Genomic DNA, 26,008 nt, shown 5'->3' with positions numbered 1-26,008 from the left:
GGCCGAACGCAGGCTTGAAGTCGTGGGCAACCCGGCAGGACGCCGGGTTAGCCGCCCCGCGCCATGGATGGCGCGTGGCGGCGGCCCACGACTTCAAGCCTGCGTTCGGGCACACCGAGCCTAGGCGAGGTGCCGAGTGGTGGGGCGAAGGCCTTTTGGTTACTTTTGGGCCTTTCCAAAAGTGACCCGCTGTAAGAGCGGAACCATAGGTGGCCGTTACCGCAGGAACGGATATGTACGCGGTCAGATCCAACATCCTGGTCGGCTGTAAGGCCGCCATCGCAGGCAAGCCAGCTCCCACATTTGGATTGCGGCGCGTCAGTTAGATCAGCGTCGGCTGTCAGTCCGTCACGGGAGCAAGCGCCCTCGCCACAGGTCCAGCACCGGCCCAAGTTGTGTAGATCCCTATGCTGCGATAGCGGTAAGCCAACCCATGATGTGCTGACTGCAAGATTGCTATCGCAGGCAAGCCAGCTCCCACAGGGTGTTGTGGCAGCAGTTAGACGACGAACCTGGCCACCATCCCATTCAAATCAACCGCCAACCTCGACAGCTCATGGCTGGCCGCGCTGGTCTGGTTGGCGCCCGCCGCCGACTGGGTGGCCAGGTCGCGGATGTTGACCAGGTTGCGGTCCACCTCGCGGGAGACCTGGGCCTGCTCTTCCGAAGCGCTGGCAATCACCAGGTTGCGTTCGTTGATCAGGCTGATAGACGCAGTGATCTGCTCCAATGAGGCGCCGGCTGCGCGTGCCATTTCCAGGGTGCTCTGGCTGCGCTGGTTGCTCTGCTGCATGGACTGCACCGCCTCCCCGGTACCGTTCTGGATGCCGGCGACCATCTTCTCGATTTCCTGGGTCGACTGCGCGGTGCGATGGGCCAGGGCGCGCACTTCATCGGCGACCACCGCAAAGCCACGTCCGGCCTCGCCGGCACGGGCGGCTTCAATCGCTGCGTTGAGCGCCAGCAGGTTGGTTTGCTCGGCAATCGCGCGGATCACATCCAGCACCTTGCCGATATCCCGGCCCTGTGCGGCCAGGCCTTCAATCATCGCGGAGGTATTCTGTACGTCCTGGGTCATGGTCTGGATCGCACCGACGGTTTCCATCACCCGATCACGGCCTTCCCGCGCCGCCTGGTTGGACTGCCCGGACGCCTCAGAGGTGGAAACCGCGTTACGCGCCACCTCCTCCACTGCCGCCGTCATCTCATTGACGGCCGTGGCGGCCTGGTCGATTTCATTATTCTGCTGTTGCAGGCCACGGGACGCTTCCTCGGTGACCGCGCTCAACTCTTCCGCCGCCGACGCGAGCTGCGTGGCCGAACCCGCGATGTGCTGGATAGTCTGGCGCAGGCTGGCTTGCATGGTCGACAGCGCACTGAGCAACCGTGCCGGTTCGTCCTTGCCATCGTCCTCGATGGTTTTGCTCAGGTTGCCGGCGGCGATGGTCTCGGCCACTTCCACGGCCTTGCGCAGCGGGGTCACGATGCTGCGGGTCAGCAACCAGACCAGCAGCACGGTGAGCAATGCCGCCACCACGGAGACCGCCACCACACCGGTGATCGCTCCTTCGTAGCTTTGCCCGGCATCCTCGTCGGCCTGCTTGGCGTCGGCCGCATTGATGGCGATCAGCTTGTTCAGTTGCTCGCCCATCTGGTCAGTGCCGTCCTTGATACGGCTGTTGATCAGGGCGCGCATCTCATCGACCTTGCCTTGCTTGGACAATGCCACCATCTCGGCCTGGGCTTTGAGGTAGTTCTCCAGGGTGACGCCAAAGGCCTTGTACAGCGCAGCCTCCTCCGGGCCGGCAGGCAGCGTGGCGTATTTGGCCTGGGCGGTCTTGACCTTGTCAGCCAACACGCCGATGCGGGTCTCGGCTTCCTGCAGGGCGGCAGGTTCGCGGTTGACCAGCACGCGAAACGACAGGATGCGCAAGCGCAGCACGTTTTCGGTGATGGTACCCAGGTGAGTCATGCTGGGCAGCTGGTTCGCGCTCATGTCCTGGGAGGATTGGCGCATCTGCGTCATGCGATTGACCGCAAACACGCCCAACAGCACCACTAGAACCGCAATGAAGGCAAAACCGATAAACGCGCGAGGGGCAATATTCAGGTGACGGAGGGACATAGGGCTGCTCTCAGAAGTAGTGTTTGCGAGCGTCCTTGCCGCGAAACGATCCGTCAGCGTCAACGCGCTGCCCAGACCTTGGTCACCACTGTTGTCGTTGTAGTGTGGGCCTATGCTTGATATCGGCTGGGCCACGGCTTTAGCGCAGGGTTTTTATAAATATTTTTTTACACTTCAGGCGCCTGGCACTTTCTGGCATTCTGCGCCTCCATTTTCTGACCCGAGCCATCATTTTGTCTGACGCTCAAGCCCCCCGCCCGCGCTATAAATCCGACCTCATGTACGGCCTCGAAGACCGCCCGCACTTCACCGCCGCGATTTTTGCCGCGTTGCAGCATGTGTTGGCGAGTTTTGTCGGCATCATCACGCCCACCCTGATCGTCGGCGGCGTACTGGGGCTGGAAAGCGAAGTGCCGTACCTGGTGAGCATGGCGCTGTTTGTCTCGGGGCTTGGCACCTTTGTGCAGGCGCGCACTTTCGGGCCGGTGGGTTCGGGGCTGTTGTGCCTGCAAGGCACCAGTTTTTCCTTTATCAGCGTGATTTTGAGCGCCGGGTTCATGGTCAAGGCCCGGGGCGGCGGCACCGATGAAATCCTCTCGACGATCTTTGGCATCTGCTTTTTCGCGGCGTTTATCGAAGTGGTGCTCAGCCAGTTCATCGGCAAACTGCGCAAACTGATCACCCCGGTGGTGACCGGCACCATCATCACCTTGATGGGCTTGTCACTGATCAAGGTGGCAGTCACCGACATGGCTGGCGGCTATGGCGCCAGCGACCTGGGCGCCGCAGGCAACATGGGCCTGGCGGCCTTGGTGCTGCTGACCATCGTGGTACTCAACCGCTTCAACAACCCGTTCCTGCGCCTGGGTTCGATCGTGATCGGCCTGACCCTGGGCTTCGTAGTGGCGTGGCTGCTGGGCCGCGTCGACATGGCCGCCCTACCCCAGGTGCCGCTGATCAGCGTGCCGGTACCGTTCAAGTACGGTTTCTCGTTCGACTGGGTGGCGTTTATCCCGGTGGCGGTGATCTTCCTGATTTCGCCCCTTGAAGCCGCCGGTGACCTAACCGCCAACTCGATGATTTCCCAGCAACCGGTCAAGGGCCCGCTGTATATCAAGCGCATCAAGTCCGGCCTGCTGGCCGACGGCCTCAACTCCGCGATGGCCGCCACCTTCAACAGCCTGCCGATGGTGACCTTTGCCCAGAACAACGGCGTGATCCAATTGACCGGCGTGGCTAGCCGCTACGTGGCGTACTTCATTGCTGGCCTGCTGGTGCTGCTGGGGCTGTTTCCGATGATCGGCGCGGTGTTGCAACTGATGCCCAAGCCGGTACTCGGCGGTGCGACCCTGATCATGTTCGGCACCGTGGCCGTGGCCGGGATCAAGATCCTCGCCGAAGCGGGCCTGCATCGGCGTAATGTGCTGATCGTGGCGATTTCCCTAGGCATGGGCCTGGGCGTCGCCGCGGTGCCGGAAGTGTTGCGCGAGCTGCCCAAGGCGCTGCACAACATCTTCGAATCACCGATCACCGTGGGCGCATTCTGTGCAATCCTGCTGAACATTTTCCTGCCCGAAGAGTTCATAGAGCTGGAAGAAGATGAATTCGAGCCGGAGTCCTCTACCCTCAAGGTCATGCAGGACCCGGACGTCACCCAAAAGTAGGAGCATTTATTTATGCGCAAGCTCATGGTTCTATCGCTGTTGCTGCTGACCTTGAGCGCCTGCGCACTGTTCCCCAACCGCGACCCGGTGAACATCAATGTGGTGGGTATCGAGCCGCTGCAAAGCCAGGACCTGGAAGTGCGCTTTGCCGTGAAGCTGCGGGTGCAAAACCCCAATGAAGCGGCAATCGACTACAACGGCGTGGCCCTGGACCTGGAGGTCAATGGCCGGCCACTCGCTTCTGGCGTCAGCGATCAGGCTGGCAGCATCCCACGCTTTTCTGAAACCGTACTGATGGTGCCGGTCAGCGTTTCTGCATTTTCGGTGTTGCGCCAGACCCTGGGCCTGAGCCAGACCCAAAGCCTGAACAACCTGCCCTACGTGCTGCGCGGCAAACTGGCGGGAGGCCTGTTTGGCACCATGCGCTTTGTAGAGCGTGGCACCCTGGACTTGCCGAACACCGCCACCTGGTAAGTGGCTGAAAACCAAATGTGGGAGCTGGCTTGCCTGCGATGGCGGCGTGTCATTCAATTCATCTGTTACTGACGCACCGCCATCGCAGGCAAGCCAGCTCCCACAGGTTGATTGCGTTCAGTCAGTGATATAGCGAACGCCTGGCTTGGCGCGCTCGTCCACCACCAATTCAAAAATATCCGCCCGGGCGTAATGCCCCACTACGTCGTAGTCGTAGCGGGCCCGCACCAGATCATCGGTATCGATCTGCGCCGTCAACAACCCCGCCTCGCCCACCAACGGCCCCGCCAAAATATCGCCCATGGGCCCGACGATCACGCTGCCGCCGGCAATCAACGGACGGTCATCCGGCCAATTGGCAACCTCCACACCCAAGGCTTGAGGCGATGCCTGCACCTGGCAGGCGCTGACCACAAAGCAACGCCCTTCATGGGCGATATGGCGCATGCTCACCTGCCACATTTCGCGCTCGTCCACGGTGGGTGCACACCACACCTGAACGCCCTTGGCATACATCGCGGTGCGCAGCAACGGCATCATGTTTTCCCAGCACACCGCGCCGCCGATACGCCCCACCGCGGTGTCGACCACCGGCAGGGTCGAGCCGTCGCCCTTGCCCCAGATAAGCCGCTCGGTGCCGGTCGGCATCAGCTTGCGGTGCTTGGCCACCAGGCCGTGCGAGGGTTCGAAATACAACACCGTGCAGTACAGCGTGCTGCCACTGCGTTCGATCACGCCCAGCACCAGGCTGACACCGGTACGCGCCGACATCCCGGCCAGCGCCTCGGTTTCTGGCCCCGGTACGTCGATGGCATTGGCAAAATACCGCGCAAAGGCTTCCCGGCCCTCGGGCAGGCGATAACCCAATTGCGTGCCAAAGCTTTCGCCCTTGGGATAGCCGCCCAGCAACGCCTCGGGCATGACCACCAAGTGCGCGCCACTGCGCTGGATTTGATCCTCATAGGCCAGGATCTGCGCCAGGGTGTCAGCCTTGCCGCCAGGCAAGGCGCCGATTTGCAGGGCTGCAACAGTCGATACGGGCATCAGGCTCACTCCGATAGATAGGGGTTGCCCATTCTCCGGCCAGACTCGATCATGAATAAAGCCCACCTCAGTGCTAAATGATATGAGCCAAATGAATATCGCCCAGGTTGACCTGAACCTGCTCAAAACCTTCGAAGCCCTGCACGACGAGTCCAGTGCCAGCCGTGCGGCGCTGCGCCTGGGTGTGACGCAGTCGGCGATCAGCGCGGGCTTGCGGCGCTTGCGTGAGCTGTACGGCGACCCTTTGTTCGTGCGCACCGGACGCGGCCTGGCGCCCACATTGCGAGCCAATCAGTTGAAACCGGTGATCAGTGAGGCATTGGATCGCTGCCGCCAGAGCCTGGCGATGATCAGCCCGCAAAACCTGCACTACGAGGGGCGCTCGGTGGTGCTGGGGCTGTCAGATGATTTCGAGATTGCCTATGGCCGAAGCCTGATGGAGGCCATCGCACTGCGCCTGCCCAAGCTACGGGTGATCTTTCGCCAGACCTACAGCCAGATCGTCGCCGCCGCTCTGCTCGACCGCACGCTGGACCTGGCCATTACCGCCGGCGGTTTTACCGAGCGCAGGCTGAGCCGACAGGTGCTGGGGGAAGGTGACTATCGTTGCCTGGTAGACCCCCATAGCCTGGCGCCGGGCGAGGAGACTATCGACCTGCAAGGGTTTGTCACACGGGAACATGTATTGGTGTCGTCAGGCGGGTTTATCGGCATTACCGATGAAGGCTTGGCGGCGCACGGGCTGCGCCGCCACGTGTGCGCGTCCACCAGCCACTTTGCCGCGCTGCCGTATCTGCTCAAAGGCAGCACCGCAGTAGCAACCATTCCCGGGCATGCGGCCCACGCCATTGCGCAAATGACCGGCCTGCGCGTGCTGCCCTGCCCGCTGGCGCTACCGCATTACCCGGTGGAGTTGGGCTGGCGCACCCAGGCTCAGTTGGACCCGCTGTTGCTCAAGGTGCGCGAAGCGATTGTGGCGTGCTTTACTTTGCCGCCGCCATCAGCTTGTTGACTTCACTGCGCACCATGTTGGAAAACTCCGGCGGCGACATGCCATCGAGTTCGGCACGTACCCATTCGGCCCACTTGCCCTTGCGTTTGGCGCGCTCACCGAACAAGCGCGCGGCTTCGCCTTTGGCCTTGCCCAGGTTGGTTTGCCACAGGTCGTAGAGGCGCGACTTTTCATCTTCCAGCTCGGCGCGTTCGGCGAGGGTCTTGTTGGCGAGATTGAAGCTCATGTTGAATTACCTGCTGCACAAATAGGTGACATCTTACACTGTAGGCCCAAAGTTCCCGATCCGGATTTTGCCTCGGATGAGCGCGCTGGCAAAAAAACTGCAACTTTTGCCACCGCCCGATACTCCATTGTTCACTGCCACATCCACCTGCAAGGAGTCACTCAATGGCCCGCAAAACCGCCGCCCAAGCTGTCGAAGATCAAATCAAGGACCAAGCGTTCAGCGAACTGAGCGCATTGATCGAAGAATCGGACAAACTGCTCAAAAGCAGCGCATCCCTGGTGGGCGAGGAAGGTGAAACCCTGCGCGAGCAGGTTGCCATCAAACTCAAGCAAGCCCTGGAATCGGTGTCCAACGTGCGTGAACGCAGCAAGCCGGTTGTGGATGCCACCGAGACTTACATCGGTGGGCACCCATGGCAGACCGTGGCCATTTCCGCTGGCTTTGGCCTGGTGGTCGGCCTGTTGCTGGGTCGCCGTAACTGATCCATTCAGGCTGCGCATCGCGCAGCCTGTTTCATCCCGCCGCCAAGGCCCTCAACTCGCGCAACGCCTGCGCGTCCAGTTCGATTCCGGTTTCCTGCGACTTCGCCCTCGTACGATGGCGTCGGTCCCCCGGCAATCGACGCAGCCCCGCCGCATGCATCTGCCGCACCAGCTCCTGGCTGCGTTGGGCGAAGCTTTGCCCTGCGGTTTTACTCGGGTCGATCACGATAAGAAGCTGGCCTGTCCACGGCGTACGCGCGCCTGGGTGGTCCGTCCAATCGAATTCAAAAGAGAAGTTGCCGCCCGTCAACGCTGCCGCCAGCAACTCGACCATCATCGACAGTGCCGACCCCTTGTGCCCGCCAAATGGCAACAGTGCGCCGCCTTCCAGAATGGCTTTAGGGTCCTGGGTCGGCTGACCGAGGCTATCGACGCCCATGCCCGGTGGCAACCGCTCGCCTTTGCGTGCGGCGATTTGCACGTCGCCGTGGGCCATGGCGCTGGTGGCCAGGTCAAACACAATCGGCGCACCGTCGGCCCGTGGCGCCGCAAACGCGATGGGGTTGGTGCCGAACAACGGGCGATCCGCGCCGTGGGGCACCACACAGGTCATGCTGTTGACCACGCTGAGTGCCACCAGCCCCTCCTCGGCAAACGGCTCGACGTCCGGCCACAAGGCAGCAAAGTGATGGGAGTTATGGATCGCCAGCAACGCGATGCCGGCGCTGCGTGCCTTCTCCACCAGCAACGGGCGCGCCGCTGCCAGGGCCGGCTGGGCAAAACCATTGCCCGCGTCGACGCGCAAAAAGCCTGAGGCCACATCGGTCACGCTGGGGACGGCGGTGCCGTTGACCCATCCACTGGCCAGCGTCGAAAGGTAACCGGGGATGCGAAAAATACCGTGACTGTGGGCACCGTCACGCTCGGCACTTGCGCAGTTGTGCGCAAGAATCGCAGCAACCTGCGGCGATGTGCCGTGCCGGACGAAGACCTGTTGAAGTAACTCCACCAGTTCAGCGAAGCGGATCGAGGCACAAGCGGTGGCAACTGTCGACTGCGCAGACATTTGAAGCTCCGTTTTTATGATTGGAAGGGGCGACGAATGGGACATCCAGACCCTCGATTAAACACCACGCACTCTCTGCGTTGTCAACGTGTGCAGCGCTGAATATTTAACGCCTTGCACCACGGGCGCCTGCCTACCCTGTGCTTTTCCTGGCACGCCGGAGACAGGCTGTGGTTCGCTTAACCCCCCCGTATTTCTTCCCTGAGTTTCTCAAACCCCAAGGCAAAGCCTCGCCCACCGCTCGTGAACGCACGCTGGGGCTCACCGCCAAAGACCTTGATTGGCTGTACAACCTTTACCTGGCTACCGACGAGTCTCGGCAGGACACAAGCCGGCATGATCACCCCATGCGCGTTGAAAAGGTCCTGATCAACATTTCCGGCAAGCCCCCCATCCCCCTTGCCGGCGCGTTCGCGATCAGCCCGACACCCGACGCCGCCAAGGCGTTGCTCTACACCCCGGATAACGGCATACAGGTCTATGACAGCCACGCTGCCCTGCTGAGCGAGTTGATCGAGCAATTGGAAGACCCACTGCAGAGCGCCCCTTTGCTGAGCTACCTGTCGATGGACCAACGCAATGCGCTGGGCGCTGACTCGCCCATGGTGTTGACCACTCAGCTCATCGAGGGTGAAGTCATGCCGGAGCAAGCACGCATGCTCCAGGCCTGCCAGCTGGATAACGTCAAGGCCATGCTCGACCACCTGCAAAAAAACCCGACCTTGCCCGACATGCTCGACACGCTGCTGAGCGTCATGGCCCGCCCCCATTTCAAACACCTGGATCAGTGGGACACACGGGTCAATGTCTTCACCCGCGAAGCTGAGCAAGCAACGCCACGTTGGGTCAACTCGCTGACCTTGAGCGAAGCGCTGCTGCAATTTTATGTGCGCCATGGGTGGCCCAAAGGGCAGACACGCGAATACTCGAACCCAAAACATGACACCACTGGCTTCACTGCCTCCGAACGGGAAGAAGATCACCAGCGTTGGGAAGGCTTGATCGAACAAAGCTCCAGTACTTTCTCGAAGCTGTTGGAAAGCCTGCTGCAGACCTACTGGAATGAAGATATCGACAGCGGCACCTCGCGCGTGGATTTTTTTGCCCAGGTCGTGGCGCAGAAGTTTCGCCTCGATGTATTGCTCAGGCGCCAGGGCGAGATTATTACCGCCGAGGAAAGCCACGCACTTCAGGCCCTGTTCCTCCGCGACCAAAGCGCCCGCACTGCCCATGCCAAAAACCTCAGCGTGCAAAAGGTGCGCCTTTATGCACCCCATCAACATTACGTTGAACCAGCTAGCACCTTGATGCTCACCGAGCACCACGCGTACCTCTACACCCAATCGCACGGGTTACAGGTGCTGGAAAACCTCGACGACCTCAAAGACCGGTTACTGAGCATGCTCAAGGCCGAAGGCTACGAGGACGAATGGCTCAACTTCCTCTCATTGGATGAGCGCGACACGCTGCTCGGCCTGGACCCGATCGCCGTCGCGGCAAGGCCGATACCCGGCAATGTGTTCGTGACCTTGGTACAAGACATTGCGCGCAAGCAAACGGAGAACCTTAACCACGCCCTGGAAATCTACCGGCGCAGCGATGGCCAAGTGGACCTCGCAGCCCTGCTCGACAGTGCCCTGGACGTACGTGCCTTGCTCGACAATCAACTGGCCACACTGGAGACCAACGGGCGCTGGACCTTGCATCCGGTCACCCGCGGTAATGGCCGCCCTTCGACCGTCAAGGCCGAGCGCGCCCGGCTGCAGCTTCAAAACCTGCGGGCGATTGAGCGTGCGCTGGCGATGGAGCGCGCGCAACACCCGACCTTACGTAGCATCGTCGCTGACACGCTCAACGCTGAACTGCAACTGCAGCAACAGCCAGTCAAAGCCGACGACGTGTATATCAATACCTACGCTACGCGTGCCCAGGAGCGTGAAGAGCGTCCGGCAGTGCAGTCATTGACCATGCTTGAGCACTTCATTGAACGCCTGGCCCAAGAGGCGCCTGCGGTGCCCTTCTCGTCCAGGACGAAGTTCTATACACGGGGCGAAGGCAATGTCTTCATGCAATTGCCAAGCATGACGCTCAAGACGTTCAACACCGTCATCGAGCGCGTCCTGCTGCTGTTTTCCAAGCACGCCATGCGCCAGCAACCCCATGAATTTCTCGTCAAGACTCACGCCAAACACGCCCACTCGATGCTGGTGGGGTTACGCAGCGAAGCCGAGCTGAGGTCGCTGGATAAAACCCTGGCGCCCACAAGCCAGGCCATTCTCGACACGCTACTTCAGCCCGACAGTCTGTCGCGCTTGACACGCCATGGCCTTAACGAATTTTTGCCGGATGCCTATGGGTTGACGTTGGACTTGAACGCCGTGGATACGCCACAACCGCTGGCCAATACGTTCGTGATCACTGAGCGCGGCGGTATCGACCCGCAGCGCTCGGGCCAGGCGCTGCTCTGGACCCCGCGCCTGGGCTACGAAGTCTTTGCCTCGATCAACGCCCTGCGCGATGAAATCACCCAGCGCCTGGCGCACCCACTCAACAGCTTGAGCCTGCTGGAGAATCTGCCGTTCTGCTTGCGCGAGCCCCATCAGGCATTTCGCCAGGGCCCGCTGCAACGTATTGATCAGGACCTGTTGAATGACCGAGTAGACAGCTACAACGACGCGGTCATGGAAGGCGTGGATCACCTGCAATCCATGGGCCTGCGCGCCCGTGCCTTGCAGGACCGGTTGGACGCCGTCATCGAACAGCCTCCGCCCATCAACCTTGGCAGGGCAATCACACTGGCCGATGCCATGGTCAACCAGCAGGCACTGCCACTGTGGCTGGGTATGGCGCCGGCCCAGGACCAAACCCACCAGGCCGAGCTTCTGGAGCAATACTGCAACAACGCCGACGAGGAACACGACTACCTGCATGACATCCAACCCCTGCGTGCTTATGCCTTCACCACGCTGATGGCGCTGCTTGAGGCGCGCTTTCCCGGCCAGGCGCTCAACCCCGATCACATCCTGATCCCCACCGATGCAGTGCTCGATGTGAATGTCGACAACCTGACCGACTTTGCGTTGCGGCACTGGCCAAATCTGACGGTTCAACACATCCGCCCGCGTTCACGCACGGCAAAGCCATTACCGCAAGCCCTCGACGCAAGTGCCGTGATACAAATGGTGCGACAGTTGGATCTCAAAAGCGCTTATCAGCAACAGGTGCGAAGCCACCTTGAGGCGCAAACCGATGATGCACGCCAACGCAGGCGTCTGTTTTGCCGTCAGTTGCCGTGGCAAGCGCTGCAACACGCCCACGAGCAAAGGTTGCAGGAGCAGCTTTCCACCCGAGTCTTGAGCCTGGTCCAGCAGATTTTCGATATGCCGGACGCCGTGGCCCGAGCTTCACTCAGCGGGGCCACGGCGACGATTCGACCGCTGGAGCTGATCGCCACCGAAGGCGCCAGTACCGCCAAGGTGTTGGGCGTGTACCTGATCGGCCCGCAGTTTCCTGGCGAGGGTCCCCGGGTGCTCTACGCGCCGTACAGCGAACAGCATGTGTTCAAGGAATACGCGAATGAAACGGCCTTGCTGGATGAGATACAAAGGCCAGGCGCCCTGCAAGACTGGGTGCTTATGCACCTGGAAGATCCGCACCAGGCCACTTACCGCCACTTGCTGAAAAACAACCGGCATAGCCCGTCCGATATCCGCCTGGCCGCTTCGGCAGTGACGGGCAATGTGCTGCATTACCTGTTCAGCGAAAACACATTGATGTTGCTCAAGGTACTGGGCAGCCAATTCGAAGAGGGCGCCAAGGCCCTGTGGGATCACGCAACGCGTCTGTTCGGCAAGGACATCCCGACGGCGGTGCAGTTCATGGCCGGCAAACTCGCCTACCCGCTGGTGGTATGGCGCAGCTACACCTTGTTCAAGCGCTCGGCCGAAGCCTTGCAGCTACACCAGTGGAAGGCTGCATTCAAGGATTTCGTCAGGGGCGTGGCGCAAATGGCCGCCCTGCGCAGTGCGCTGGACGGCACCGCCATTGCCCCACCCACTGAAAAGGAGCGCTCGCTGGCCGAGCTGACAGATGGGTCACTGCCCGCAGCCACCACCCTCGCCACCTGGCATGTCACCTGCCCTTCGCGCACCCGGCTGCAGCCGTTCGAGGCACAGGATGTGGCGTTGCAAGACCTGAAAAAGAGCACGTTCAGCCAGGTGTATGAAGACCAGGAAAACTCGAAATACTACGTGCCGCTGGCCGGCAAGGTGTATAGCGTCAAGAAAGCCGCACAACACTGGCGCCTCGCCAACGACGAGCAGGTGGGGCCGTACATCGGCCGTAATGCGCAGGGCATATGGGTACTGGAGCTGGGCGGCCAGGAGCCGCGCTTCGGCAGGGCTCAGTCGTACCTCAAGACGTGGCGCAATGAAGTACGGGATATCAACATTGAAGCGGTCGGCATCCGCGATATTGGCGCGTTGACCTATTGGAAAGCCCAAGCCATCACTGAAGCGTTGAACTTTGCGACTTATTACGCGCTGAACTGCCGCCGCAACGTTGCGCGTTTTGCTGTACAACGCGACCCTGACAGCCGGGTTGGGCGATTTTTAGGGGAAATGTTTGGTGTCGTCACACTGACCCCGGACCAGGTCTTGAGAGTCACAAAAATAATCGACGAGATCATCGATGAACTCACCGACCCCAGCTTGACCGGTCCGAACTCCATGCGCTTTGTCGCGGGCACCAGCCGACAGGATCCGGCGTCGGATTATGCATTCATGATTCCCGCCGACAGAGAACGCAAGCTGTATCTGCTGAGCCGATTCTTCGACCCCAATCTGGACGTCTACCAGAACCGTCTGCTGGAGAATGTGGCGTTCAACATATCGACGCACGCCAGGGCCAGCACGCTGATTCACGAATTATCGCACTTGAAGCTCGACACCGTGGACATTGCCTATCTGGACAGCATGCGACCCTTCCCAGACTTGATCAATATCGCAAGGCCCGGCGCCGAAGTGCTTAAAACCACCCTGGAAGACCTGCGCAGCACCGCGTTATCGACGATGACGCCTGCAACGATGCTGTTCAAGACTCAAGACAGCCTCACCGAATTGTGGGAAGACTTTAAGCCTGGTTCTGCAATTGAAAAGAAAATTTTCAAGGCCACTGGCGCCAAGACCCTGCAGGACGCGAGGATCATTTTCATGTCAGTCCCTGATAAGCGTATTGACACCATCCTGGCCAACGCCGACTCGGTGACGTACCTGATCACCCATCTTGGCCGCCAGTTGGAGCCGGGGGCCTGAACGGCCCCCGGCGAGTGCATCAGTCTTTCTGGTCACGCAGCACGTTACCGGAAGCGCCGTCGATGCGCGCTTCATACACGATGCCATCGGACTTGCGACCTTTGACTTCCCAATAGCCATTGTCATCCGCTTCAGCGGCGTAGACCTCAATGTAGCCGGCCTTGGTTTTCGCCACCTCGATGGCTTTCTCAATGGTGATCCAGCCTGCACCCGGCTTGTCGGCCATGGCGGCGCCAGCGCTCAACAGCGCGGAAGTAGCACACAGGGCGATCAAGGTTTTCTTCAACATTTTCGTACTCCATAGTGGACGACAGGTTAATTCCTGATTTTTTAGGCGCACACAAACAAGAATAAGTTCCAATTGATGTGCAATCGCCATGATGCGGTTCTCGCCGTCTACCTTGGGAGGTTAGAATGTGGGAAATCAGGATGAGTTAATGAGCGAAAAGCCCCTTTCAGAAACCGAATATGACGCCATCACCGACGCCGCCGCGCATTGGTGCATGCGCCTGCATGCTGCAGATTGCACGGCGTACGAACGTCAGGCTTTTACCCAGTGGCACGATGGCCATCCGCTGCACGCCTTCGAATATGCAGCCATGCTCGAGATCTGGGACGTGGCCGACCATCTGCCCCGCGACAAGCCTGAGGCGGTGGTGGTCCCAATCAAGAAGCCGGCCAGCCGCTTGCGCACCTACGCGGTGGCCGCAGCGGTGTGCCTGGCAGCATTGCCGCTTGCCGCCTTCACCGGCTGGGAAGCGGGCTGGTTGCCCAGCTCATATGAACGGTTCGAAGCAGCCAATGGCTTGAAAAAAGTCACCCTGGGCGATGGCAGCCAAGTGGAGTTGAACCTGGGTACCGAGTTGGTCTACAGCCATTACAAGGATCAGCGCCGTGTCACCCTGAAAAAGGGCGAAGCGTTCTTCAACGTCACGCACGACAGCAACCACCCGTTTATCGTGCGGGCCGGCGAAGGCCAGGTGCGAGTGACCGGCACGCAGTTCAATGTCTGGGAATATGAAGATCAGGTGCGGGTGATGTTACTGGAGGGCTCGGTGCAGATCTCCAGCGACGGCGAGCATGCCAGTGTGCCGCTTAGCCCAGGCATGCAAGCCAGTTTCCGCCAGGGTGACGCCACCCCGCAGGTCGCCGCTATCAATCCCGATGACACCGCGCTGGCATGGCGCCAGGGCAAGCTGGTGCTCGACAACCTGCCCCTCACGGACGCCTTGCCCCTGATCAACCGCTACCTGAAAAAGCCGGTGATGCTTGCAGACGCCAGTACCGGTGCGATTCGCGTCGGCGGTATCTATAACATCAACGAGGTCAACAACCTCGTGCCCTCCCTGCCCAAGGTGTTGCCGGTCTACCTGACCCAAAACCAGGACGGCAACCCCGTGCTCAATTCCATTCCGCGTAAAACCCCCAAGGGCTGAACCCGCTCGCACGAAGCGGTACGTTTGGGCCGCGGGTGTCCGTTTTTGAAACACCTCCCTCACCTGCATCGCCCGCCGTGTGCGGATTCATGGTTCTGTCACAGGCAGTGTTACATGGCTGAGACAGCGTGAGGCGAGCACAGGTATGTCTCAAGCGCTCAGGACTGTTTCAAACCTGAAACAGGGGTGCCATCACTTTGCCTCGACTTTAGCCCAACCCCTTGAATATCAACATTTAATAAAAAGCGGCACGCCTTCTGCTCTTTCCCTGACAACGCTGTTTAGGGTCAGCGTTAAGAATAAGGACTGCCGCCGTGAACACACTCACACACGCCTCGTCGATAAACGTACTGCTGATCAGTTGCGTGCTCAGTGCAGGTGTCAGCCTGACGAGCCAGGCGGGTGACGGTGTGATCGTGACCGGGCGTACGGTACAGGGCCACATGTACGGGCGCACCTCCCTGCCCGACCCCTACCCCAATACCGCCAACGCCAACCCCAGCAAAGAGATCAACAGCGCCCTGACCGGCGAACTCAGTGACAGGGACATCGGCGGCATCAGCAGTGGTTCCAGCCTCGCCCGCACCCTTCAGCCCAATGGCAGCTTGTCGGGCCTGGGTGCCACCCAAAACAGCATGTCGACACTTGGCGCTGGCGCAGCGGCCGGCCACGGTGCGGGCAGCGGCGGCAGCATGGGCGGGCAGATCAGCGACTCGGTCCAGCGTGGCATGGCGCCGCTCAACAATCTCGGCAGCATGATGGGGGGCAAGTGATGAAGCGCGCCCTGTTGATATTCGCCCTGCTGGGCAGCGCCTCGGCAATGGCCGACAACAGCGCCGTGATCAACCACAGCGGCCAGCAGTATGACGGTGTGCTGTCGATCAACCAGGCCGCCGGCACGGGACAGCAAATGTCCAACAGCCGCGCCATCGCGCTCGGCGGCCAGGCCACCAACGTCGACATCCAGCGCGTCGACGGCAAGGTCGACCCGTCCCTGAACGCCAAGGCCGCGATCCAGGGCAACTCATTCAGCAGTGGCAACGGTGTGCTGGGCATCAACCAGTCTGCCGGGGCCAATAACCAATCCATCAACGCTGTGCGGATCAGCCTCAACCCTGGCCCGCAGAGCATCGATGACAGCGTCCTGTTGCAACAGAACACGACGACGCTGGCAACCGACTCAGGGCTCACCCCCACCACTGGCAGCCGCCAGGTCGTGACCAGCGACCAGGCCTTCACCGGCAGCCGAGGAGTGACACAGGTGAACCAGAGTGCCGGGGTGGGGAACCGAGTGGCTAACACCCTGGGCATCACTATCAAGTAACCGCTTGGTAGACGTTCGTTAGACCGTACCAACACTTAACCAACTAATTAGAAGCAAGGAGAAACACCATGAAACCTCAAATGGCTCTGAAACCAATGGTTTTCGCTCTCGCCGCACTCATGGCTGCTGCTGCTCAAGCGGGTGGCTGGCATCCAACCCCACAACCCACCGGTACCGTAGCCGCTGTGGTCACTGACGTACAAAAAAGCGAACACAACAAATTCGACGACACCAACACCGATAACAATGCATCAGCTGAAAATTCGGTAAATAGCAACAGCGGTAATGTCGGGGCCAACGTACAATCAGGTTCCGGCAACCAGGCTGACAACGCCGGCGCCATCTCCAGTGCCAAAGGCGACTTCGCCACCGTGTTTGCCGTGATTGATGTCGACCAAGGCAGCTCGCATAACAACTTCGTCAACAAAGGCACGCAAAACAACGCCTCCCTGGACAGCTCCATCACCGGCAACTCCGGCAACATGGGTTACAACGGCCAGGCCGGCCAGGGCAACCAGGGTAAAAACAACCTGGCCATCACCACCGCTGACGGCAAGAACATCGCAGCGGCTTCCAACACCGAGCAGAACTCGCTCAACAACAGCTACCTGAACACGGCCGCCAGCAGCCATGGTTATGGCAAGCCTCAGTACGTGTCCAACAACGCAAGCCTCGAAAACTCGGTTAACCGCAACTCCGGCAACGTAGGCGTCAACCTGCAATCCGGTGCGGGCAACCAAGGCAGCAACAGCCTGTCGATCGGCCAAGGTTGCAGCGTCTGCGCCAGCGGCGTGCGCTTCTGATCCAACGGGGCCTTGGCGACAAGGCCCTTTTTATTCCAGTGTCCAACAGGTCATTCGATCATGCGTATCGCGACCCTCACCCTCCTGATGTTACTCACCGGCACGACCTGGGCAGGCACCATGGCGATTTCCGCCATGCCCGGCGGTGCGGTGATTTTCAAGAAGGTGGAGAGCATTCGCGAGCGCCGGTTCGCCAACCTGGTGGAACAGAAAACCGATTTCAGCTGCGGTGCCGCGGCCCTCGCCACCATCCTGCGCCAGGCCTATTGGCTGGACGTCGACGAAGCACACATCATCAAAGGCATGCTGGTCACTGCCGACCAGGACCTGGTACGAACCCAGGGCTTTTCCATGCTGGATATGAAGCGCTACCTCGAAAGCATCGGCATGCGCGCCCGGGGCTACAAGATCGCGCCCGAGACCCTGCTGACCGTGAAAATCCCCGTGGTGGTGCTGCTGGAAATCCGCGGCTACAAGCACTTCGTGGTGTTGCAACGGGCCGACAAGGACTGGGTGTACATCGGTGACCCCGTATTGGGCCACAAGCGCTATTCCCATGACGATTTCGTCAAAGGCTGGAATGGCATTGTCTTCGCCGTACTGGGCGAGGGTTACGACAAGGCCAACGTCTTGCTCGACCCGCCCCTGCCGCTGACCGCCAAGAGCCAGATGAATGAGTTCCGGCCTGTGGGCGATGCCGAGCTGATGGATTTCGGTTTTATCCAGAGCGACTTCTTCTAGAAGCGCAATAAGGGGCAGGACGCCCCAGGAGCAGCAGATGAACACTTCCCGTTGGCTGACGGTCTTGTGTCTGGCCGCCTCAATGCCTGCTTATGCGTCCTCGGGGTTCAAGCCCATCGAACTCAAGGACGCCGAAATGGCCGAGCTGCGTGGCCGTTACGTGATGCCGGGGCGCATCATCAGCTTTGGCATTGTCATGAGCAGCACCTGGACCAATGCCGTCGGTGACAACATCACCGGCACGGCCAACATGCACATCGACAAGACCACCATTACTCCACAGTTCTACGTGCAAACCACCGGCTCGACCGGTACCGGCACGCGCCCCAACACCGGCACCGGAAATGTGGTCGGTGGTGCCGGCCTCGGCAGCGGCCAGGGCGTGACCCAAAGTGTACGCGCCGCCGGCGATGGCAACGCCGCCTACAACAATGTGGGCATCAACGTCGAAAATGGGGTTACCCCCGCCAATAATCTGCAGTCCGGCCAGGTGCTGGTGGCGGGCGGCACAGTGACCGGGGACAGCGCCGCGGGCCGTGTCAGCGTATCGGCCAACAGTGGCGGCGTGCAGATGGCCATCCAGGCCAATCACAACCAGGGCAACAGCCTGCAACAGATCGGCGCGGGGAATGTGCTGCAGGGCACGGTATTGACCGGCGATAGCAACCTTGTCAGAAACATCACCCAGATCAATGTCGTGATGAACAATAGCGGGCTGAATAACGCCGCGTTGAACTGCAACCTGGATCAACTCAAAGGCCTACGCACGCTAGGTTATTGAACTACGCTGACCCTCGACACTCACGCATTAGAAAAGGACGGCTTATTTCATGCATCGATCGTTATCGCTAAGTGCGGTGGTTTGTTTGAGTACGCTCTTGCCCGCATCCGTGCTGTATGCCGCGCCAGACGCTGACATCGAAACCCTGAAGAAGGAACTGCTGGAACTCAAGCAACGCTACGACGTGCAGCAAAAAGCCTTGGCCGTGCTGGAGCAGCGTGTGCGCCAGGTCGAGGACCAACCGGCAACGCCCGCCCCCAGGCGCCTGGCCAAATCACCGGCTGACTTCAAGAACGGCGCTAACACTGTCGCGGCTAGCGGTACGGGCGCAGCCGCGGCATCCGGTGGCGCTGGCGGGGGTGGCAGCTCCTACGGCCAGGCCCTCAAGGACGACTCGGCCCCTGCGCAAAGTGTGAGCAACCTGTACAACGAAGCCAGCGGCTTTTTCGGCAATGGCAAGTTCAGCGTGGAAACCGGCATCACCTATGCCCGTTATGACGCGCGCCAGTTGACGCTCAATGGTTTCCTGGCGCTGGACTCGATTTTCCTCGGCAACATCAACCTGGACCGGATCAAGTCCGACAGTTGGACCCTGGACCTTACCGGGCGCTACAACGTCGACAACCGCTGGCAGTTCGACCTGAACGTGCCGGTGGTGTACCGCGAGTCCACCTACCAGTCGGGCGGCGCCGGCAACGACGCCACCGCCACGTCCGAAGGTTCCGTGACTCGTGACCCGACCATCGGCGATGTCAACTTTGGCGTGGCGTACAAGTTCCTCGATGAAACCTCGACCTTGCCGGACGCGGTGGTATCCGTGCGCGTCAAGGCACCGACGGGCAAGGAGCCTTTTGGCATCAAACTGGTCCAGCAACCGAACAACGACAACCTCTACGTGCCCGAAAGCCTGCCCACGGGCAACGGGGTCTGGTCGGTCACACCGGGCATTTCCCTGGTCAAGACCTTCGACCCGGCCGTGTTGTTCGGTTCGTTGTCGTACACCCATAACTTTGAAGACTCGTTCGATGACATCAGCAGTCAAGTCAATCAGAAGGTGGGAGGCAAGGTGCGCCTGGGCGACAGCTTCCAGTTCGGGGTCGGCGTCGCCTTTGCCTTGAACGAGAAGATGAGCATGTCGTTCTCGGTTTCCGACCTGGTGCAGCGCAAGAGCAAGCTCAAGCCGGATGGCGGCGACTGGCAATCGGTGGTGTCCAGCGATGCCAACGCGGGCTACTTCAACGTGGGTATGACGATTGCCGCCTCGGATAACCTGACCATCGTGCCGAACCTTGCGATTGGCATGACCGATGATGCACCGGACTTTACGTTCAGCCTGAAATTCCCGTATTACTTCTGATTGGTTTGCCCGCAGGCGGTGGGTCAGTTGATGCATCTGTGACTGCACTCCCGCTTTCGCAGGCAAGCCAGCTCCCACATTGGCCCTGTATTGCCCACAGAATCAGCGCCTGGCACAGATCCCCTGTGGGAGCGGACTTGCCCGCGAAGGCGGAGTGTCAGTCACTGAATCTCTAACTGAACCACCGCTTTCGCAGGCAAGCCAGCTCCCACATTGGTTATGTATTGCCCACAAAATCAGCGCCTGGCACAGATCCCCTGTGGAAGCGGACTTGCCCGCGAAGGCGGCGTGCCAGTCACTGAGTTTTCAACTGAACCACCGCTATCGCAGGCAAGCCAGCTCCCACATTAGCCATGCATTGCCCACAGGATCAGCGCCTGGCACAGATCCCCTGTGGGAGAGGGATTGCCCGCGATAGCGGTGTGCCAGTCACCGAATCTTCAACTGAACCACCGCTATCGCAGGCAAGCCAGCTCCCACATTAGCCATGCATTGCCCACAGGATCAGCGCCTGGCACAGATCCCCTGTGGGAGCGGGCTTGCCCGCGAAAGCGGAGTGTCAGTCACTGAAGCTTTAACTGAACCACCGCTTTCGCAGGCAAGCCAACTCCCACTTTGGTTTTACCCGCCCTAGCGGATCTGGTGTTTGTGCAGCAACCGGTAGAACGTCGGCCGGGAAATCCCCAGCACGCGGGCCGCGACACTGAGGTTGTCGCTGTGCCGGTTGAGCACATCGCACAGCGCCTGACGTTCGGCACGGTGCTTGTAGTCTTCCAATGTCGCCATCGGCGCCGAAATGACCTGCTGGCCCTGCAGCCCCAGGTCAACCGCTTCGATCTGCCGCCCTTCGGCCAGCACCAGGCCGCGCCGTACGCGGTTGGCCAGTTCACGCACATTGCCCGGCCACGGGTGTTGCCCCATCGCCACCAAAGCCTCTTCGCTGAAACTGCGCGGGCGCCGTCCGGTTTCCTGGCTGTAGAAACGTGAAAAGTGGTTAGCCAGCATCGCCACGTCGCCATGGCGTTCGCGCAACGGCGCGGTGACCACTTGCAGCACATTCAGGCGGTAATACAGGTCTTCGCGAAAAGCGCCCTTCTCCACCGCGGCCTCGAGGTTGACGTGGGTGGCAGCCAACACGCGTACATCCACCGGGATCGGCTGGCTGCCACCAACGCGTTCGATGTGTTTTTCCTGAAGAAAGCGCAACAGGTTGGCTTGCAGCTCCATCGGCAGATCGCCGATTTCATCGAGGAACAGGGTGCCGCCGTTGGCCGCCTCAATACGTCCGATCTTGCGCTGGTGGGCGCCGGTGAACGCGCCTTTTTCGTGGCCGAACAACTCGGACTGGATCAGGTGTTCAGGGATGGCGCCGCAATTGATCGCGACGAACGGCTTGGCATGCCGTTGGGACTGGCGGTGCAAAGTCTTGGCCACTAACTCTTTGCCCGTGCCGCTGTCACCGCGGATCAGCACCGGGGACTCAGTAGGCGCCAACTTGGACAACAACTTGCGCAACTCTCGGATGGGACGGCTTTCGCCCAGCAATTCATGGGGCTCATCCACCGGGGCGTAGCCCTTGCCACGCAGGCGCGCCATGCCGAACGCACGGCCCAGGGTCACCTGCACCCGGGACACATCGAAGGGCAAGGTATGAAAGTCGAAAAACCATTCGCAGACAAAATCGCCGACGTTCTGCAAACGCAGTACATCCTGGCTGAGCACGGCGATCCACTCGGTGCCGCTGCGACCAATCAACTCTTTGACTGCTTCAGGGCGTTCCAGGTGATCGCGTTGCAAACGCAGCAGGCCCACATCGCAGGAGCGCTCACCTACCGCCTCCAAGGCACAGCTGTCCACTTCCCAGCCGGCGGTGCGTAAACCGGGTAATAACCCGTGGCAATCGTCACAGGGGTCGACCACCAGTAAGCGGCGTTGAGCGGGTGTCGCAACCATGACTGTTCCTTGGCGCCAATATTGTTAAAGTTATTTAGAAACAACAGTTTGTGTCGACTGTTGGTAACCCTAGCAAGATCTTGACGCTTACCTTGTACCCTTTCGCTATAAGCGTGGGCAAAAAGCCATGCCTGTTTCGTAGCGCGCCAGAAGTTGCTCGCCAGTGAAAGGTTTATTGCGCTTTCAAAACAGCCGCTTACATGACGTCAATCAGGGAACGTTAAAATTTCTTGCCCTAGCATGTGACCCGCACCCCACCATCGTGCATCAGTACAAGTAACCCACCGCACGGTCAGCCCAACCGCCGGTACTCACTTGAATGGGCATACAGAGAGAAGACCCAAATGAACGCTCCGCTGCGCATCAACGAAGCTCTTTTGATTGCAGACCGTGCCTTCCAGCCTTTTCAATGCGTGGCCTGGCACGATGGCGTTGGCGCCCTCAGCCTGAGCGTCATCGACCGCACCAACACCCGCATCGGCAGCAAACAGTTGCCGTCGACTGCCTATACCGACCCGGCCCAACTTGAAAACCTGCTATTGCAGGCCCGTGCCGAGCTCGATAAAGATGGCCACCAGTTGCAACACTGGGCGATGCCAAAGTAATGCAATGCAGCAACTTCCAGCCCAAGTAAAACTTGAGCTGGAAGTTGTACAGTCATACGTGCACGCTTAACGTGCGGCGAGAATAAAGCGTTCGAACGCCTCGGCAGCGCCGTCTTCGACATTGCTGCCGGTGACCACATTGGCCTGGCGCTTGACGGTTTCTTCGGCCTGGCCCATGGCAATCGACAACCCCGCCACATGAAACATCGCCGGGTCATTGCCACCGTCTCCAATCGCAGCCGTTTGTGCAAGCGGTACGCCCAGGTGTTCAGCCAGGGTTTTCAAGGCTTCGCCTTTATTGGCCAGCATCGCGGTCACGTCCAGATACACCGGCTGCGAACGCGACACCTGGGCCAACCCCTGCACTTTCGGCTGCAATTGCGCTTCCAGCTCCACCAGCAACTGGGTGTTGTTGCTGGCGGCGACGATCTTGTCGACCCTGTCCAGGTAAGGCTCGAAACTCTCCACCACTACCGGCCCATAGCCCAAGCCATCGGCTTCGCGCTGCACCATGGGCCCGGGCGGATCACGGCGCAGCCAGTCGCCATCGGCAAACACCCAGACTTCCACGTCCGGCTCGCTGGAAAACAGCGACAGGGTGATCAGCGCCGCTTCCGCCGGCAGATGATGAGCAATCAGGATGCTGCCATCCGGGTTGACCAACGTACCGCCATTAAAGCCAGCCACCGGCACATCGATGCCAAAGGTCTCGATCAAATGCCGCATGGCCTTGGGCGGACGCCCGCTGGCCAGGCTGAAAATCACCCCAGCCTCGCGCATAGCGCGAATGGCATCGGCGGTGCGTTGGCTGAGGCTGTGGTCGGGATGCAATAGCGTCCCGTCCACATCACTGAGGACAAACCGGGCGGGATGAATCGTCACGTCACTCATCCGAGGCTATGCCAGGCGCGGCCATCGCGGGCCAGCAAGGCATCGGCCGCCGCCGGGCCATCCTCACCAGCCTTGTAGGCCTGGATACCATCATCTTGCTTCCACGCATCCAGGAACGGCTGCACCGCACGCCAACCGTTCTCGATGTTGTCGGCGCGCTGGAACAGGGTCTGATCGCCGGTCATGCAGTCGTAGATCAGGGTTTCGTAACCCGTCGACGGCTGCATTTCGAAGAAGTCCTTGTAGTCAAAGCCCAACTCGATATTGGCCATCTCCAGGGTCGGCCCAGGCTGCTTGGCCAACAGGTCGAACCACATGCCTTCGTTCGGCTGGATCTGGATTTTCAGGTAAGTGGGCTTGAGCTCATCGACTTCGGTATCGCGAAATTGCGCATAAGGTGCCTGTTTGAAGCAGATCACGATCTCGGTGTCGCGGATGCTCATGCGCTTGCCGGTACGCAGGTAAAACGGCACACCGACCCAACGCCAGTTATCAATCATCACTTTTAGCGCGACGAACGTCTCGGTGCTGCTGTCCGGCGCGACGTTGGCTTCTTCGCGATAGCCGGGCAATGGCTTGCCGGCGATTTCGCCAGCGGTGTATTGGCCGCGCACCGAGTTGGCCCGCGCATCTTCCAGCGACCAGGGGCGGATCGCACCGACCACTTTGGCCTTCTCACCCCTCACCGCGTCGGCACCAAAGGCTGCCGGCGGCTCCATGGCGACCATTGCCAGCAGCTGGAACAGATGGTTGGGCACCATGTCGCGCAAGGTGCCGGTTTTTTCGAAAAAATTACCCCGGGTTTCAACGCCGACGGTTTCAGCGGCAGTAATTTGCACGTGATCGATATAGTGGTTGTTCCAGAACGCTTCGAACAGCACGTTGGAGAAACGGCTGACCAGGATGTTCTGCACCGTCTCCTTGCCCAGGTAATGGTCGATGCGGTAGATCTGCTTCTCGCTCATCACCTTGAGCAGGCAGGCGTTGAGCGCCTCGGCGGTGGCCAGGTCGGAGCCGAACGGCTTCTCGATAACCACGCGCCGAAAGCCCTCGTCCGTTTCATTCAACAAACCGGCACTGCCCAGGCGCTGCACCACTTCACTGAAGAAGCGCGGTGCAGTGGCGAGGTAGAACACCGCGTTGCCGGTGCCGCTGTCAGCGATCTTGCTGGCGATATCGGCATAGGTGCTGTCGTCGAGGAAATCGCCCTCGACGTAGCTGATGCCCTTGGCCAGTTGCGCCCACAACGCGGGGTCGAGGGCGTTCTCGGCATTGCCCCTGACTTTGCTGGAGGCTTCGGTACGAATGAAGTCCTCGAGTTTCTTGGCAAAGTCCGCATCGCTGATGGCGTTGTGATCAACACCGACGATACGCAGGCCATCACCGAGCAAACCGTCACGGCTGAGGTTGTACAGCGCCGGCATGAGCAGGCGCTTGACCAGGTCGCCATGGGCGCCAAACAGAAACAATGTGGTGGGTGGAGCAGGTTCGGCCTTGGGTTTCTTGCCGTTGGCGGTCATTTTTTGGAAGTCTCCACATGACCACCAAAGCCGAAGCGCATGGCAGACAGCATTTTGTCACCGTAGGTGCTCTGCTGGCGGGAACGGAAACGCGCGAACAGCGAGGTCGACAACACCGGAACCGGCACCGCCTGCTCCATCGCTGCTTCGATGGTCCAACGGCCTTCACCGCTGTCGGCCACGGAGCCCGAGTAGCCGTCGAGTTTCGGGTCGGTGGCCAGGGCGTCGGCGGTCAGGTCCAACAGCCAGGACGACACCACGCTGCCACGACGCCAGACTTCGGCGATGTCGCCAACGTTGAGGTCAAAGCGCTGGTCTTGCGGCAGGTTTTCCGAGTTCTTGGTCTTGAGGATGTCAAAACCTTCGGCAAACGCCTGCATCATCCCGTACTCGATGCCGTTGTGGATCATCTTGACGAAGTGCCCGGAACCCGCTGGGCCGGCGTGAATGTAGCCCTGCTCGGCACGTGGGTCGGCAGAGGCCGAACGGTCCTTGGTGCGCGGAATGTTACCCAGGCCCGGCGCCAGGCTTTTGAAGATCGGGTCGAGGCGATTCACGGTCTCGGTGTCGCCACCGATCATCATGCAATAGCCCCGTTCCAGGCCCCAGACGCCGCCCGAAGTGCCCACGTCCACATAGTGCAGGCCCTTTTCAGCCAGGGCCTTGCCGCGACGCACGTCGTCCTTGTAGTTGGTGTTGCCGCCGTCGATGATCACATCGCCGTCTTCCAGCAGTTCGCTCAGTGCGTTGATGGTGTCTTCGGTGGGCGCGCCCGCCGGCAACATGACCCAGACAGCACGGGGCTTTTGCAGGCCGGCCACCAGCGCTTTCAAGTCGGCAACGCCGGTGGCGCCCTCCTCGCTCAAGGCTTTGACGAAGGCTTCGTTACGGTCGTATACAACGGTGGTATGCCCATTGAGCATCAGGCGCCGCGCAATGTTACCGCCCATGCGGCCTAGTCCGATAATCCCCAGTTGCATGTGCTGATGCTCCTAACTTCTAAAAAATGTGTGACATAGTTTATAGCGCAATGAGGCTAATGAGGGTTAGTCCAGAGCGGATCCGTGTAGTTTCATGGCAAAAAAGTTGCCATCGTTTCACCATCACCCCGACAAAAGTCACACGACCACCAAAAATAAAAAAGTTCCCTTGCCACGAAAAAGAATTCAAACTTGCTTCCGACTGTTGC

At 60.2% G+C, this 26,008-nt stretch carries 22 protein-coding genes; 13 read left to right on the top strand and 9 right to left on the bottom strand.

What is annotated here, in order from left to right; translation table 11 throughout:
• Positions 1–499 precede the first annotated feature (499 nt).
• On the bottom strand, positions 500–2,125 hold the full coding sequence (locus CLM72_RS12865) for a methyl-accepting chemotaxis protein (protein ID WP_105226694.1): 1,626 nt from the start codon (positions 2,123–2,125) through the stop codon (positions 500–502).
• Between the two features lie 233 nt (positions 2,126–2,358).
• On the opposite strand from CLM72_RS12865, the gene CLM72_RS12860 reads away from it, so the two are divergent.
• Together CLM72_RS12860 and CLM72_RS12855 are read left to right on the top strand one after the other, a co-directional pair.
• The gene (locus CLM72_RS12860; RefSeq protein ID WP_032901653.1) at positions 2,359–3,789 is read left to right on the top strand and encodes a nucleobase:cation symporter-2 family protein; all 1,431 of its coding nucleotides are present in this window, start codon (positions 2,359–2,361) and stop codon (positions 3,787–3,789) included.
• Positions 3,790–3,801: 12 nt separating this feature from the next.
• The gene (locus CLM72_RS12855) at positions 3,802–4,263 is read left to right on the top strand and encodes an LEA type 2 family protein (protein WP_003190908.1); all 462 of its coding nucleotides are present in this window, start codon (positions 3,802–3,804) and stop codon (positions 4,261–4,263) included.
• A gap of 117 nt (positions 4,264–4,380) precedes the next feature.
• Here CLM72_RS12855 and CLM72_RS12850 read toward each other — a convergent pair whose 3' ends face one another.
• Positions 4,381–5,307 (bottom strand): carbon-nitrogen hydrolase family protein, encoded by a 927-nt coding sequence (locus CLM72_RS12850; protein ID WP_105226693.1) that lies wholly within the window; start codon positions 5,305–5,307, stop codon positions 4,381–4,383.
• Positions 5,308–5,398: 91 nt separating this feature from the next.
• Here CLM72_RS12850 and CLM72_RS12845 point away from each other — a divergent pair, with 91 nt between their 5' ends.
• On the top strand, positions 5,399–6,319 hold the full coding sequence (locus CLM72_RS12845; protein ID WP_054897478.1) for a LysR family transcriptional regulator: 921 nt from the start codon (positions 5,399–5,401) through the stop codon (positions 6,317–6,319).
• Here the strand turns inward: CLM72_RS12845 and CLM72_RS12840 are convergent.
• Complete coding sequence (locus tag CLM72_RS12840) at positions 6,291–6,545, bottom strand: hypothetical protein (protein ID WP_003190904.1); 255 nt, start codon at positions 6,543–6,545, stop codon at positions 6,291–6,293. The two genes, CLM72_RS12845 and CLM72_RS12840, sit on opposite strands and share 29 nt — an antisense overlap.
• 164 nt (positions 6,546–6,709) lie before the next feature.
• On the opposite strand from CLM72_RS12840, the gene CLM72_RS12835 reads away from it, so the two are divergent.
• A complete protein-coding gene (locus CLM72_RS12835; RefSeq protein ID WP_019817806.1) occupies positions 6,710–7,030 on the top strand; it encodes a YqjD family protein in 321 nt (106 codons plus the stop codon).
• Positions 7,031–7,061: 31 nt separating this feature from the next.
• Here CLM72_RS12835 and CLM72_RS12830 read toward each other — a convergent pair whose 3' ends face one another.
• Entirely contained in the window at positions 7,062–8,096 is a 1,035-nt protein-coding gene (locus CLM72_RS12830) for an Ldh family oxidoreductase (RefSeq protein WP_072447818.1), read from the bottom strand.
• Between the two features lie 170 nt (positions 8,097–8,266).
• Here CLM72_RS12830 and CLM72_RS12825 point away from each other — a divergent pair, with 170 nt between their 5' ends.
• Positions 8,267–13,408 carry a dermonecrotic toxin domain-containing protein gene (locus CLM72_RS12825; RefSeq protein WP_105226692.1) on the top strand — a complete coding sequence of 1,714 codons (5,142 nt, stop codon included), beginning with the start codon at positions 8,267–8,269 and terminating at the stop codon, positions 13,406–13,408.
• 19 nt (positions 13,409–13,427) lie between these two features.
• Here CLM72_RS12825 and CLM72_RS12820 read toward each other — a convergent pair whose 3' ends face one another.
• Positions 13,428–13,697: a PepSY domain-containing protein gene (locus CLM72_RS12820; RefSeq protein WP_014718736.1), complete on the bottom strand. Its 270-nt coding sequence runs from the start codon at positions 13,695–13,697 to the stop codon at positions 13,428–13,430.
• A gap of 148 nt (positions 13,698–13,845) precedes the next feature.
• Here CLM72_RS12820 and CLM72_RS12815 point away from each other — a divergent pair, with 148 nt between their 5' ends.
• From CLM72_RS12815 to CLM72_RS12785, 7 genes are all read left to right on the top strand, one after another.
• On the top strand, positions 13,846–14,844 hold the full coding sequence (locus CLM72_RS12815; RefSeq protein ID WP_105226691.1) for a FecR family protein: 999 nt from the start codon (positions 13,846–13,848) through the stop codon (positions 14,842–14,844).
• A gap of 314 nt (positions 14,845–15,158) precedes the next feature.
• Entirely contained in the window at positions 15,159–15,617 is a 459-nt protein-coding gene (locus CLM72_RS12810) for a hypothetical protein (protein ID WP_105226690.1), read from the top strand.
• Positions 15,617–16,168: an adhesin gene (locus CLM72_RS12805; RefSeq protein ID WP_096144301.1), complete on the top strand. Its 552-nt coding sequence runs from the start codon at positions 15,617–15,619 to the stop codon at positions 16,166–16,168. Before CLM72_RS12810 ends, CLM72_RS12805 begins: the two co-directional genes overlap by 1 nt.
• Before the next feature lie 68 nt (positions 16,169–16,236).
• On the top strand, positions 16,237–16,971 hold the full coding sequence (locus CLM72_RS12800) for a hypothetical protein (RefSeq protein WP_105226689.1): 735 nt from the start codon (positions 16,237–16,239) through the stop codon (positions 16,969–16,971).
• A gap of 60 nt (positions 16,972–17,031) precedes the next feature.
• Complete coding sequence (locus CLM72_RS12795) at positions 17,032–17,712, top strand: C39 family peptidase (RefSeq protein ID WP_019817800.1); 681 nt, start codon at positions 17,032–17,034, stop codon at positions 17,710–17,712.
• 37 nt (positions 17,713–17,749) lie between these two features.
• A complete protein-coding gene (locus CLM72_RS12790) occupies positions 17,750–18,493 on the top strand; it encodes a hypothetical protein (protein ID WP_105226688.1) in 744 nt (247 codons plus the stop codon).
• Positions 18,494–18,542: 49 nt separating this feature from the next.
• Positions 18,543–19,850, top strand: coding sequence for a hypothetical protein (locus tag CLM72_RS12785; protein ID WP_105226687.1), 1,308 nt, complete (start codon positions 18,543–18,545; stop codon positions 19,848–19,850).
• A 630-nt stretch (positions 19,851–20,480) separates the two neighbouring features.
• Here CLM72_RS12785 and CLM72_RS12780 read toward each other — a convergent pair.
• Positions 20,481–21,803, bottom strand: a complete 1,323-nt coding sequence (locus tag CLM72_RS12780; protein ID WP_034127717.1) for a sigma-54 dependent transcriptional regulator — start codon at positions 21,801–21,803, stop codon at positions 20,481–20,483.
• Positions 21,804–22,147: 344 nt separating this feature from the next.
• Between CLM72_RS12780 and CLM72_RS12775 the strand changes: the two genes are divergently transcribed.
• A complete protein-coding gene (locus CLM72_RS12775; RefSeq protein ID WP_034127718.1) occupies positions 22,148–22,408 on the top strand; it encodes a hypothetical protein in 261 nt (86 codons plus the stop codon).
• 66 nt (positions 22,409–22,474) lie between these two features.
• Here the strand turns inward: CLM72_RS12775 and CLM72_RS12770 are convergent, their stop codons facing one another.
• The 3 genes from CLM72_RS12770 to gnd are packed head-to-tail and all read right to left on the bottom strand — an operon-like array spanning position 22,475 to position 25,799.
• Complete coding sequence (locus CLM72_RS12770; RefSeq protein ID WP_105226686.1) at positions 22,475–23,299, bottom strand: HAD family hydrolase; 825 nt, start codon at positions 23,297–23,299, stop codon at positions 22,475–22,477.
• Positions 23,296–24,819, bottom strand: a complete 1,524-nt coding sequence (gene zwf, locus CLM72_RS12765) for a glucose-6-phosphate dehydrogenase (RefSeq protein ID WP_032892093.1) — start codon at positions 24,817–24,819, stop codon at positions 23,296–23,298. The genes CLM72_RS12770 and zwf overlap by 4 nt, the downstream gene beginning before the upstream one ends.
• Positions 24,816–25,799 (bottom strand): phosphogluconate dehydrogenase (NAD(+)-dependent, decarboxylating), encoded by a 984-nt coding sequence (gene gnd, locus CLM72_RS12760; protein WP_057702872.1) that lies wholly within the window; start codon positions 25,797–25,799, stop codon positions 24,816–24,818. The genes zwf and gnd overlap by 4 nt, the downstream gene beginning before the upstream one ends.
• Between the last annotated feature and the right edge of the window lie 209 nt (positions 25,800–26,008).

Origin of the sequence: Pseudomonas sp. MYb193 (assembly GCF_002966775.1) — a bacterium.
Taxonomy (GTDB): domain Bacteria; phylum Pseudomonadota; class Gammaproteobacteria; order Pseudomonadales; family Pseudomonadaceae; genus Aquipseudomonas; species Aquipseudomonas paracarnis.
Note: the sequence above shows the minus strand (reverse complement) of the source record. Positions and strands in the feature narration are given on the sequence as shown.